This window comes from Shinella sp. HZN7, from assembly GCF_001652565.1.
Classification (GTDB): Bacteria; Pseudomonadota; Alphaproteobacteria; order Rhizobiales; family Rhizobiaceae; genus Shinella; species Shinella granuli.
In genome coordinates, this window is record NZ_CP015736.1 from 4,435,023 (window position 1) to 4,447,413 (window position 12,391).

Annotated in this window: 10 protein-coding genes; 8 read left to right on the top strand and 2 right to left on the bottom strand. The window is 67.5% G+C overall.

Annotation, left to right across the window (positions count from 1 at the left end; genetic code table 11):
• Window positions 1-124 precede the first annotated feature (124 nt).
• Window positions 125-2,164 carry a methyl-accepting chemotaxis protein gene (locus shn_RS21230; protein WP_064332172.1) on the top strand — a complete coding sequence of 680 codons (2,040 nt, stop codon included), beginning with the start codon at window positions 125-127 and terminating at the stop codon, window positions 2,162-2,164.
• A gap of 60 nt (window positions 2,165-2,224) precedes the next feature.
• Here the strand turns inward: shn_RS21230 and shn_RS21235 are convergent, their stop codons facing one another.
• On the bottom strand, window positions 2,225-2,941 hold the full coding sequence (locus shn_RS21235; RefSeq protein WP_084438218.1) for a GntR family transcriptional regulator: 717 nt from the start codon (window positions 2,939-2,941) through the stop codon (window positions 2,225-2,227).
• A 190-nt stretch (window positions 2,942-3,131) separates the two neighbouring features.
• Here shn_RS21235 and shn_RS21240 point away from each other — a divergent pair, with 190 nt between their 5' ends.
• The gene (locus shn_RS21240) at window positions 3,132-4,163 is read left to right on the top strand and encodes a proline racemase family protein (RefSeq protein WP_064332174.1); all 1,032 of its coding nucleotides are present in this window, start codon (window positions 3,132-3,134) and stop codon (window positions 4,161-4,163) included.
• A gap of 5 nt (window positions 4,164-4,168) precedes the next feature.
• On the opposite strand, the gene shn_RS21245 is transcribed toward shn_RS21240, so the two are convergent.
• Window positions 4,169-4,789, bottom strand: a complete 621-nt coding sequence (locus shn_RS21245; protein WP_168168939.1) for a cupin domain-containing protein — start codon at window positions 4,787-4,789, stop codon at window positions 4,169-4,171.
• 224 nt (window positions 4,790-5,013) lie between these two features.
• Between shn_RS21245 and shn_RS21250 the strand changes: the two genes are divergently transcribed.
• The 6 genes from shn_RS21250 (at window position 5,014) to shn_RS21275 (ending at window position 12,300) form a co-directional block, all read left to right on the top strand.
• Complete coding sequence (locus tag shn_RS21250; RefSeq protein ID WP_064332175.1) at window positions 5,014-6,594, top strand: ABC transporter substrate-binding protein; 1,581 nt, start codon at window positions 5,014-5,016, stop codon at window positions 6,592-6,594.
• A gap of 64 nt (window positions 6,595-6,658) precedes the next feature.
• On the top strand, window positions 6,659-7,600 hold the full coding sequence (locus shn_RS21255) for an ABC transporter permease (RefSeq protein ID WP_064332176.1): 942 nt from the start codon (window positions 6,659-6,661) through the stop codon (window positions 7,598-7,600).
• Window positions 7,597-8,463: an ABC transporter permease gene (locus shn_RS21260; RefSeq protein ID WP_064332177.1), complete on the top strand. Its 867-nt coding sequence runs from the start codon at window positions 7,597-7,599 to the stop codon at window positions 8,461-8,463. Before shn_RS21255 ends, shn_RS21260 begins: the two co-directional genes overlap by 4 nt.
• A gap of 1 nt (window position 8,464) precedes the next feature.
• Window positions 8,465-9,469, top strand: a complete 1,005-nt coding sequence (locus tag shn_RS21265; protein ID WP_245337335.1) for an ABC transporter ATP-binding protein — start codon at window positions 8,465-8,467, stop codon at window positions 9,467-9,469.
• Window positions 9,466-10,461: an ABC transporter ATP-binding protein gene (locus shn_RS21270; protein ID WP_064332179.1), complete on the top strand. Its 996-nt coding sequence runs from the start codon at window positions 9,466-9,468 to the stop codon at window positions 10,459-10,461. The genes shn_RS21265 and shn_RS21270 overlap by 4 nt, the downstream gene beginning before the upstream one ends.
• Before the next feature lie 33 nt (window positions 10,462-10,494).
• Window positions 10,495-12,300, top strand: coding sequence for an aminopeptidase P family protein (locus shn_RS21275; RefSeq protein ID WP_064332180.1), 1,806 nt, complete (start codon window positions 10,495-10,497; stop codon window positions 12,298-12,300).
• The last annotated feature ends 91 nt before the right edge of the window (window positions 12,301-12,391 follow it).

A 12,391-nucleotide genomic window follows, 5' to 3' on the forward strand; every position in this document is an offset into this window, starting at 1 on the left:
TGTGGAAAAGCGGCCGGCAAGGCAGGAGGTCGGAGCCGCGCATTAAGCCTGCGTTAAACGACCGCTCCTACACTTCTGCGCACCCGCACGAAGCCGGGTCGTCGAAGACTATCAGGGAATTGTCATGCGTAATGTCCGGATCAGCAGGCTCCTGCCCGCGCTCTTCGTCCTCATGGTCGTGCTGGGCGCCCTGCAAGGCGCCGTCGCCTTCCGCTCCCTCTCGGCGATGACCGGCCATATCGAGCGCATCGGCGCCGAGCGCATGCCCGAGATGAGCCGCATCCTGCAGCTCAGCCACGCCTTCGCCGAGCTCAACGCGACCTATTCGGAGCACCTGCTCTCGATGGATCCCGACGAGATCGGCCGCATCGAGGCGCGCATCAAGGAGCGCGCCGACGCCTTTGCCGGCATGGTCGACAGCTATGGCGCGGCCAACAGCGGCAATGCGGCAGCCGCTGCGGAAATCGACGGCATCAAGGCGACACTGAAGACCTATCTCGACGATTCCGCAAAACTCATCCAGTTCTCCGCCATCGCCGCCAAGGGGCCGGCGCTGGAAGTCTACAAGGGGCCGATGCAGGCGAGCGCCGATGCGATCAGCGCTTCGCTGAACGACCTCGTCGCCAGCACCCGGAAGGTGACGGACGAGACGATCCTCTCGGCCCGCGGCGAGGAAGGCTCGGCCTTCGCGCTCACCTGGGCATCGCTTGCCATCTCCATGGGCCTGGCGATCGCCGCGATCTTCCTCGTCAACCGCCGCGTCGTCAGGCCGCTCACCGGCCTTGCCGGCGCGATGAAGAAGCTGGCCGACGGCGATGCCGCCGTCACCATCCCGCATGCCGATCGCAAGGACGAGATCGGCGAGATGGCCGGCACCGTCGCCGTCTTCCGCGACAATGCCGCCGAGCGCCAGCGCCTGGAGCGCCAGGGCGACGACGACCGCCGCCGGGCCGAGGGCGAGCGCCAGGCGCGCGAGGCCGAGCGCACCCGCGACAGCGGCCGCGTGCAGGAGGCCGTCGCCAGCCTTGCCGATGCGCTCGGCAGGCTTGCCAGCGGCGACATGACCTGCCGCATCGAAAAACCCTTCGACGGCGACCTCGACCGGCTGCGCGAGGATTTCAACGCCTCCGTCTCGCGCCTCAGCGATGCGCTGCGCGAGGTCGGTGAGAATGCCCGTGCGATCGACGCCGGCGCCAGCCAGATCCGCGCCGCGGCCGACGATCTCTCGCGCCGCACCGAGCAGCAGGCCGCCTCCGTCGAGGAGACCGCCGCCGCGCTCGAAGAGATCACCACCACCGTGAAGGATTCCACCCGGCGGGCGGAGGAGGCGGGCCAGCTCGTCGCGCGCACCCGCTCGGGCGCGGAAAAATCCGGCGAGATCGTGCGCCGTGCCGTCTCGGCCATGCAGGAGATCGAGAAGTCCTCCAGCGAGATCACCAGCATCATCGGCGTCATCGACGAGATCGCCTTCCAGACCAACCTCCTTGCCCTCAATGCGGGTGTGGAAGCGGCCCGGGCGGGCGAGGCGGGCAAGGGCTTTGCGGTCGTGGCGCAGGAGGTGCGCGAGCTCGCCCAGCGCTCGGCCAAGGCCGCCAAGGAGATCAAGGCGCTGATCACCACCTCGGGCGAGCAGGTGCGCTCCGGCGTCTCCCTCGTCGACGATACGGGCCGCGCACTGCAGGCGATCGTCACCGAGGTGCAGGAGATCAACGGCCACGTCCAGGCGATCGTCGAGGCGGCGCGCGAACAGTCGACCGGCCTCCAGGAGATCAACACCGCCGTCAATGCGATGGACCAGGGCACGCAGAAGAACGCCGCCATGGTGGAGGAGACGACCGCCGCGAGCCACGGCCTTGCCTCCGAGGTGCAGGCGCTCAACGCGCTGATCGGCCGCTTCAATGTCGGCGGCAGCGCAGCCGCCGGCCGCACCGTGCACGCGCCGCACCTGCATGTCGTGTCGTCCGCCACGCCCTCGGCTCCCTCGCCCGCAGCGCCCGCCCCGGCGGCACTGGCCCGCAAGTCGCCCGGCCAGTGGAACGTCAAGCCCGCCACCGGCGGTTCGCGCCCCGTCGCCTCGCCGGCCCTGGCGCTCAGCGAAAAGCTGGCCGGCGCCCTCGGCGTGCGGCAGGACAAGGGGAATGACGGGGACTGGGAAGAGTTTTGACGAGAGGCGGTGCCGGCGGTTCCCGCTCGCGCCGCGCCGGTTTTCCAGCCGATAGGATAGTCAAGGGCAGGCGCCGCGGACGGACGAATGGCCGGCCGGGAAGCCTTCCGCTCGGCCACGCTGCTCCCGCAGGAACGTCATCAGCGATCGGCCGGCATCGAGGATGTGGTCGCGCGTCAGCCGTGAGGCGAGGTCCGCGTCGCCCTGTTCGCAGGCGGCAAGGATCGCCTCGTGCTCGCGTCCGGCGCGCGGCACGCCGTTGGTGAAGGATAGCTGGGCGCGCAGGTAGCGGTCGATGCGGTCGAGCGAGGAGCGCACGTTCTGCAGGTAATACGGCCGGCGCGAGGCCTCGTAGAGGCTGTAATGGAAGTTGCGGTTGATCTCGCCCCAGCGGTGCGGGTCGGTCTCCCGGTCGAAGGCGTCGCAATGGCGCCGCGCCTTTTCCAGCGCCTCCCGGTCGAGATTGGGCACGGCGAGGCGGATGACCTCCGCCTCGATCAGCGCGCGGAACTCGAAGATCTCCTCGATCTCTTCGATCGACAGGCCGGCCACCACGGCGCCCTTGTAGCGCTGGGTGGTGATGAGGCCGTGCTGCTCCAGCCGTGACAGGGCCTCGCGCACGGGGATGCGGCTGATGTTGAACATCTGCGCGATCTGGTCCTGCCGAAGGTTCTCGCCTTCGGCAAGGTCGCCCTCGATGATCGCCTTGCGCAGGGCCTCATAGACGATGTCCGCCGCCGAAGCGGCCTGCCTGACATCGACGGCAGCAAATTTCATCACGTCGCACCCCGGTGGAATGAAGCGATCGGTCATAGGTCGAAACCGGGAGCGGGGCAACAGAGCCCCGCCGCGGCGACGTCATGCAAAACACGATTGTATATTGGATCCAATTTTTCTATGAAACGATATCGCGGTCGGCAAGGCAAGCCCGCTCGCGCCGAAACAGCCTGAAATCGGAGAAAGCACCATGCGCAGCAGCAAGGTCATCCACATCGTTTCCTGCCACGCCGAGGGCGAGGTGGGCGACGTCATCGTCGGGGGCGTGGCCCCGCCGCCCGGCAAGACGCTGTGGGAGCAGCGCAAATTCATCGCCGAGGACAAGACCCTGCGCAATTTCGTGCTGAACGAGCCGCGCGGCGGCGTGTTCCGCCACATCAACCTGCTCGTGCCGCCGAAGGATCCGCGCGCCACCATGGGCTTCATCATCATGGAGCCGGAGGACACGCCGCCGATGTCCGGCTCCAACTCGATCTGCGTCTCCACCGTGCTGCTCGACAGCGGCATCGTGCCCATGGTCGAGCCGGAGACCCGCATGGTGCTGGAGGCACCGGGCGGGCTGGTGAATGTCGTCGCCACCTGCCGCAACGGCAAGGCCGAGCGCATCACCGTCACCAACGTGCCCTCCTTTGCCGACAAGCTGGATGTGAAGCTGGAGGTGGAAGGCCTCGGCACGCTCACCGTCGACACCGCCTATGGCGGCGACAGCTTCGTCTTCGCCGATGCCCGCGCGCTTGGCTTTGCCGTGACGCCGGACGAGGCGCGGGAACTGGCCGAGACCGGCATCCGCATCACCAAGGCGGCCAACGAGCAGCTCGGCTTCACCCATCCGGAAAACCCGGAATGGAACCACATCTCCTTCTGCCAGCTGACGCTGCCGGTGGAGGAGCGCGACGGCGCGCTGCACGGCCGCAACACGGTCGTCATCCAGCCGGCCAAGCTCGACCGTTCGCCGACCGGCACCGGCTGCTCAGCCCGCATGGCCCTGCTGCATGCGCGCGGCCAGATCAGGCTCGGCCAGAGCTTCTCCGGCTATTCGATCCTCGATTCGCGCTTCGATTGCCGCATCGTCGGCGAAACCACGGTCGGCGGCCGCCCGGCCATCGTGCCGGAGATCTCCGGCCGCGCCTGGATCACCGGCACCAGCCAGGTCATGCTCGATCCCGATGATCCGTGGCCGGCGGGCTACCGCCTCGCCGACACCTGGCCGCGCAAGCAGTAAGGCGGTCAGTCCTCCTTGATGATCCGGGTCGTGCCGACCCAGAGTTCACGCGCCGGGCCCTTGCCGATGTTGCGGGCCCGGTGCGGCAGTTTCGAGGGGAAGTGCAGCGTGTCGCCGGCCTTCAGGTGATAGTCCCTGCCGTCGACCTCGTAGAGGATCTCGCCCTCGATCAGATAGATGAAGTCCTCGCCCTCATGGCTCGTCAGCTCGGAGACGTAGCCTTCCGGGATCTGGGTGATGCAGCCGTTCAGCATGGCGCCGGGAAAGCCGCGTTCGAGCAGTTCATAGACCCGGTCCTTCGTCGCCACGTTGTAGCCGGGCCGCTCGCCGGCATGGGAGACCATGGAATGCTCGTGCCGCGGCGGCTGCGACAGGAAGGTGTCGACGCTGGTGCCGAGCGCGTTGGCGACGTTGTAGAGCGAGATCAGCGAGGGCGTCGAAATCCCGCGTTCGATCTGGCTGATGAAGCCCTCGGTCAGGCCCGCCTCCAGCGCCACCTGCTTCATCGTCTTGCCGATCGCTTTGCGGCGCTGGCGCAGCATCTGGCCGAGCGCGGCGGGCGCGGGCATGTCGCTGCCGCTTCCTTCGGCATCGCTGGCGGGCATCTTGTCGTCGTCGAGGGTCATCGTGGCTTTCCGCTTGACTTGCATCGCATGATGGACTTTAGTTTGGCTAAAGTCGGTTGCGCAAGCCCGTGAGCCTATCGCGCCTGCGGCCGGTTTTTAAGGGGGATCAACACGAACGTCTGCGTTTTCATGCCGGAGAGGGGCGCACTCTGTCCGAAAGAATTGGATCCAATATCCAAAAATGCAGGCACCCGGCCTCGCCGGGACTATCGAGGAGGAATGACATGACGCCTTTGCTGCCACTTTTCCTGGGCGCGGCCCTCGGCCTTGCCGCCGCGACCTCGGCGCTCGCCATCGAGCGCGGCGGCTCGATGAGCTTTGCCCGCTATGACGATTCGGCGATCATCGACCCTGTTTATGCCGACCGGAATCCCGACCTGTGGATGATCAGCGCCTTCTACGAAACGCTGCTGCGCAACGGTCCGGATGGTTCCATCGTGCCCGGCCTTGCCGAAAGCCACGCGGTTTCCCCCGACGGCAAGACGATCACGCTGACCTTGCGGGACGGCCTCAGGTTCTCCGATGGCTCGCCGATCACCGGGGAGGATGTCGTCTTCTCGCTCGACCGGGCGCGCAATCCCGATCTCGGCCCCTGGGCCGGCCTGCTCGGCTCGGTCGAAAGCGTGACGGCCGAGGGCGACACCGTCACCCTCGCGCTGAAGCAGCCCGATCCGACCATCCTCTCCATCCTTGCGACCTTCAACACCGGCATCATGCCGAAGGCGGCCTTCGAGAAGGCGGCGGGCGCGACGGACCAGGAGAAGGCGCAGGCCTTCTTCGCGGGCGGCCCCGTCACCTCGGGCCCCTTCATGCTGAAGAGCCGCGTGCAGGGCGCCAGCATGAGCTTTGCCCGCAACCCGAACTACTGGCGCCCCGGCGAGGACGGCAAGCCGCTGCCCTATCTCGACGCGGTCGACTTCACCGTCATCCCCGATGATGCGACGCGCATCCTGAAGCTGCAGGCCGGAGAGGTCGACGCGGCCGAATTCATCCCCTTCGCCCGCGTCGGTGAGCTCGGTGCCGATCCGGATCTCAAGATGGAGCTCTTTCCCTCGACGCGCATCGTCTATGCGCCGATCAACACGCGCGAGACGCGCGCCGACGGGGCGAAGAACCCGCTGGCCGACGTGAAGGTGCGCCAGGCGCTGAACTATGCGACGAACAAGGACGTGCTGATCAAGCTGGTCACCTTCGGCACCGGCAAGCCGATGACCTCGCTGATGTCGGCCGCGACGCAGCTTCATTACGGCCCCGAGCCGCTCTATCCCTATGATCCGGAAAAGGCCAGGGCCCTGCTCGGCGAGGCCGGCCTTTCCGGCGGCTTCGAGGTGAAGCTGACGACGCTTGCCGGCAGCGCCGACGATGCCACGCTCTTCACCGCGCTCCAGCAGATGTGGGCGCCGCTCGGCATCGATCTCACGGTCGAGCAGGTCGACAACCCGACGCGTGGCGAGAAGAACCGCTCCGGCGCCTTCGACATCCACACCTACGGCTGGGCGAATGACTTGAACGACCCGGCGCAGGTCACCGGCTGGCTCGGTTACTACAAGCAGCGGCAGGCCGTCGGCACCGGCTGGAACAATGCGGAGTTCAACGACCTCTTCGAAAAGTCGAATTCCGAGGTCGATCCGGAAAAGCGCAAGGGCGAGTACAAGCGCATGCAGGAGATCTATGCGCAGGAGGCGCCGCTGCTCTTCCTCTTCGAGACGCCCTTTGCCGTCGCCGTCTCGCGCTCCATCGAGGGCTACGTGCAGACCCCGCTCGGCGCGAACGATTTTTCGGAAGCCTGGCGCGCCAGAAAGTGACAACCGCTTGAACGTCGCCTGCCCATGCCCTCGGGCGTTCGGCAGGCGGCCTGAGGTTCCTCCCATGCCTTCGCTTTCCTATCTTCTGGCGCGGCTGGTGCAGATCATCCCCACCTTCCTCCTGGTGATGGTCTTCATCTTCCTCATCGTGCGCCTCCTGCCGGGCGATCCGGCCATCGCCATGGCCGAGGCCAAGGCGACCGATGCGCAGATCGAGCAGATCCGCCGCAATCTCGGTCTCGACCAGCCGCTGCCGGTGCAGTTCGCCGTCTTCGTCAAGAACACGCTGACGGGCGATCTCGGCCGCTCGATCATGCTGAAGGCGCCGGTCACCGAGGTCATCCTCGCCCGCCTGCCGACGACGATCTTCCTGGCGCTCTATTCCGTCGTGCTCGCGATCTGTCTTGCCGGGCCGCTCGCCTTCCTCGCTGCGGCCCGGGCCAATGGCGCGGCCGACATCGCGATCCGCAGCGTCTTCCAGGTGGGCCTGTCGATGCCGGTCTTCTATATCGGCCTTCTGCTCCTGACGGTGCTCGCCGCAAAGCTCCGTCTCTTTCCCGTCGGCGGCTACGGCACGAGTTTCCTCGACAATCTCTACCACCTCATCCTGCCGGCGCTTTCCGTCGCGCTCTACACGTCGGCGATCATCCTTCGAAACCTGCGCGCCTCGCTGATCGAGGTGCTGGATGCCGACTATGTCCAGTTCGCGAGAGCCAAGGGTCTTTCCCCGCGCATCGTCATGACGCGCCATGTGCTGCGCAACGCCATGGTCTCCACCGTCACCCTCTTGGGCCTGTCCATCGGCAATCTGATGAGCGGCACGCTGGTGACCGAGACGGTCTTTGCCGTGCCGGGCGTCGGCCGGCTGATGCTGGAGGCGATCTTTGCGCGCGACTATCCGCTGATCCAGGGCCTGACGCTCACCTTCGCCGTGCTCGTTTCCGTCGTCTTCCTCCTGACGGATGTCGTGCAGTCCTGGCTCGATCCGAGGCTTCGCCAGTCATGAGCGCCGTCACCCTTCCCGCCGCAAGGCCGTCCCGGCTCAAGGCCTTCCTCGCCCGCGCCTTCGCCAAGCCCGCCTTCGTCACCGGCTTTGCCATCCTCGCCCTGTCGCTGGCGCTCGCCCTCTTCCCCGGGGTCCTCGCGCCCTACGACCCGCTCGCCTTCGATCTCGACGCGATCCAGCAGGGCCCGAGCCTCGCCCATCCCTTCGGCACCGACAATTTCGGCCGCGACATGCTCTCGCGCGTCATCTGGGCCTATTCGGTCGACATGCAGATGGCCTTCTTCGCCACCGTCTTCGCGCTCCTCATCGGCGTCACCACCGGCGCCTTCGTCGGCTATTACGGCGGCATCGCGGACATGATCTTCGGCCGCTGCGTCGATGCCATCATCACCTTTCCCTTCCTGGTCCTGGTCATCGCCATCGTCGCCATGCTCGGGCCCGGCCTCGTCAACATGTATGTGGCGATCACCGCCGTGAACTGGGTCTATTATGCCCGGCTGACGCGGGCGGAGATCATGGCGCAGAAGGCAAACGACTATGCCGCCGCCGGCCGTGTACTCGGCTATTCCGACACCCGCATCATCTTCCGCCACCTGCTGCCCAACGCCATTTCCCCCGTCATCGTCTACTGGATGACCGACATGGCGCTCGCCATCCTGCTCGGCTCCTCGCTCGGCTATCTCGGCCTCGGCGCCCAGCCGCCGGCCGCCGAATGGGGCGTGCTGATTGCCGAAGGCCGCAACTTCCTGATGACCGCCTGGTGGATGAGCCTTACGCCCGGCATCGCCATCGTCGTCACCGGCCTCGGCTTCAGCCTGCTCGGCGATGCGCTGGCGGACCTGCTTCGCCCGAAAGGACGCTGACATGGAAAAACCGGTCGTTCTTGCGGTGCGCGACCTGCGCACCGAATTCGGTCCTGCCGCGCACCCGCTCGTCGCCGTCGATGGCATCTCCTTCGAGGTCCGCGAAGGCGAGATCCTCGGCCTCGTCGGGGAATCCGGCTCGGGCAAGAGCATCACGCTGCGCTCGATCCTCGGCATCGTGCAGCCGCGCGGCCGGGTCTTCGGGCAAATCCTCTGGAAGGGCCGCGACCTTGCCGCGCTCGACGAGACGCGCCTGCGGGCCGTGCGCGGGCGGGAGATCGCCATGATCTTCCAGGAGCCGATGTCCTCCCTCAACCCGTTGCTGACGGTCGGCCTGCAGATCGAGGAAAATCTCGTCGCCCATACGGATCTCGATGCCCGCGCCCGCAAGGCGCGCGCCGTCGAGCTGCTCGACATGGTCGGCATTCCCGCCGCGCGCAGCCGGCTCGGCGATTATCCGCACGAATTTTCCGGCGGCATGCGCCAGCGGGTGATGATCGCCATCGCGCTCGCCTCCAATCCGCGCCTGCTTCTCGCCGACGAGCCGACGACGGCGCTCGACGTGACGATCCAGGACCAGATCCTGCGCCTCATCCAGTCGCTTGCCGAAGAGCTCGGCATGGCGATGATTCTCGTCACCCATGACATGGCCGTCGTGGCGGAGACCTGCGACCGCGTCGCGGTCATGTATGGCGGGCGGCTCTTCGAGACCGGACAGACGGCGGCGGTGATCGGGGATGCCCGCCACCCCTATACGCTCGGTCTCCTGCGTTCCATTCCGCGCGACGTGCCGCCGCGCACGCCGCTCTATTCCATTCCCGGCGCGCCGCCTGCGCTCTCCGCCATGCCGGCGGGATGCGCCTTCACGGCGCGCTGCCCGGTCGCCGGATCCGATTGCCGGGATGCCCGGCCCCCTCTTGCCGCGCTTTCGGGTGGCAGGCGTGTCGCCTGCCACCGGCTCCCCGAGGCCGCGGCCTTTTTCTCCGCACGGGAGGCGGCCCGATGAGCCTTGCCCCACTTCTCTCCATCCGCGATCTCTCGATGAGGTTCACCAAACCCCGTTCGCTCGCCGATGCCGTCGCACGACGGCCGCGGAAGGTCGTCTCGGCGCTGAACGGCGTCGAGCTCGACGTCATGCCCGGCGAGACGCTCGGCATCGTCGGCGAATCGGGCTGCGGCAAGTCCACGCTCGCCCGCTGCATCGCCGGCCTCAACCGGCCGACGGCGGGGGATATCCTCTTCGAGGGCGAGAGCGTCGTCGGCCTTAGGGGCGCAAGGCGGCGGGCCTACAATCGCCGCGTCCAGATGATGTTCCAGGACCCCTATACCTCGCTCAATCCGCGCATGACGGTGCGTGATGCGCTGGAGGAGGCGATCACCGTGCACGGCATGCGCAGCGGCGCGGCGGTCGGCCGGCGCGTCGAGGAACTGCTCGATCTCGTGCGCCTGCCCGAGGGGGCGGCGGACAAGTATCCGCACGAATTTTCCGGCGGCCAGCGCCAGCGCATCGGCATTGCCCGTGCGCTGGCGCTGGAGCCCACCTGCCTCGTCGCCGACGAGCTGGTCTCCGCGCTCGATGTCTCCGTGCAGGCGCAGGTCGTCAACCTCCTGATGGAGCTGCAGGACACGCTCGGCCTGACGGTGCTCTTCGTCGCGCACGACCTCCGGCTCGTCCGCCACGTCTCGCACCGCGTCGCCGTCATCTATCTCGGCGCCATCGTCGAGATCGGTCCGTCCGGTCCGCTTTTCGCCAATTCCGTGCATCCCTATTCCCGCGCGCTGCTCGCCGCCGCGCCCTCGCTCGATCCCGCAAAGCGACGGCGCAAGCCTGCCATCGCCGGCGAATTGCCCTCGCCGCTCGACGTGCCGCCGGGCTGTCCCTTCCACCTGCGCTGCCCGCATGCCGGCGAGATCTGCCGTCGCGAGAAGCCGGCGCTCCGGCCGGCCGGCGCCGGCCTGGCGGCCTGTCATTTCGCCGAAGCGCTGCCGGGCGCCTGAAATCCCTTACCATCGCAATCCAAGGACAATGCCATGATCCCGAAATCCCGGCCGCCGGCCGTAGGCCCCGTCGCCGCCCTTCGCGCAAGACTCGCCGAAGAGGGGCTCGACGGTTATGTCGTGCCGCGTTTCGACGAGCACCAGGGCGAATATTGCGCCGCCCATGACAACCGTCTTGCCCATGTCACCGGCTTCACCGGCTCGGCGGGCGTCGCCATCGTCATGCGCGACCGCGCGGCGATCTTCGTCGACGGCCGCTACCAGGTGCAGGTGCGCGAGGAGATCGACCCGGAGCTGTTCTCCGTCGAGCATTTCTACGATGCGCCGCTGAAGGACTGGCTGGCGAGGAACCTGCGCCCCGGCGAGCGCGTCGGCTTCAACGCCATGCTGCTGCCTTCCACCTGGGATGCCGAGTGCCAGGCCTCCGCCGAGGCCGCGGGCGCCCACTGGGTGCCGGTCGCGGGCGATCTCGTCGATGCGGTCTGGGCCGACCAGCCGGAACGCCCGCTCGGCAAGATCACGGCCTTTCCGCTTTCCCGCGCGGGCGAGACGGTGGCCGGGAAGAAAGGGCGCATCGCCGCCATGCTGGCGAAGGAGGGCGCGGATTTCCTCGTCGAGACCCAGCCGGACAACATCGCCTGGTTCCTCAACGTGCGCGGCAGCGATGTCGCCTTCAATCCCATGCCGCAGTCCTTCCTGATCTTCGACCGCGCCGGCACCGTCGAATGGCTGGTCGACCACCGCAAGCTGCCGAACGACCTTGCCGATTTCGAGCTCGATGGCGTGACCATGGCCGCGCCGGAAATGCTGCTGGAGCGTGCCCGCGCCGCCGCCCCCGGCCGCACCCTGCTGCTCGATCCGGCCTTCGCGCCGTCGGCCGTCGCCCATGCGGTGCGGGCGGCGGGCGGCACGGTGCGGCTCGCCCGCAGCCCCGTCACGCTCGCCAAGATGATCAAGAACCCGGTCGAGCTCGCCGGCTTTCGCGATTGCCACCGGCTCGACGGGGCGGCCTGGATCCGCTTCCTCGCCTGGCTGGAACGGCATGCCGCCGCGCGCGCGGCCGGCGGCCGGCCGGTAACGGAACTGGAGGCGGAGGAACGCATCCTCGCCTTCCGGCAGATGTCCGGGACCTTCGTCGAGCCGAGCTTCCGCTCCATCTCGGCTGCCGCCGGCCACGCCGCCATGTGCCACTATGCGGCAAGCGCCGCGAGCAATGCGCCGATCACCGCCAGGGGCGTCTATCTCCTCGATTCCGGCGGCCAGTACCTTTCGGGCACGACGGACGCCACGCGCACCACCGCGATCGCGCCTGTGAGCGACGAGGTGCGACGCAGCTACACCGCCGTGCTGAAGGGTTTCATCTCGATGATGTCGCTGAGATTTCCCGCCGGCACCTGCGGCCATCATGTCGATGCCTTCGCCCGCCGCCCGCTCTGGGACCTCGGCCTCGACTACGATCACGGCACCGGCCACGGCGTCGGTCATTTCCTCTCGGTGCACGAGCAGCCGCAGCGCTTCGACCGCCGCATCAACGAGATCGTGCTCGCGCCCGGCATGGTGACGACCATCGAACCTGGCTATTACAAGGCCGGCGAATACGGCATCCGCATCGAGAATCAGGTGGAAGTGGTGGCCGATACGGACGGCTTCCTGCGATTCCGCACGCTGACGCTGGTGCCGATCGACCTGCGCCTTGCCGATCTCGCTTGCCTGACGGAGGCCGAGCGCCGCTGGCTGGACGCCTACCACGCCGAGGTCGCCGCGGCGATGGACGGCCTGCTGGAGCCCGAGGCCGCCGAATGGCTTGCGGCCCGCACGGCACCCATTGTAGCCGGCTAAGGGTTCCGTCTGTCGTATTTCGTCAGCCGGTTTGTGAAAAGGGGTAGGGGGCAGAAGAGAGACCCATTCTGCCTGCTGGCATCTACCCCAC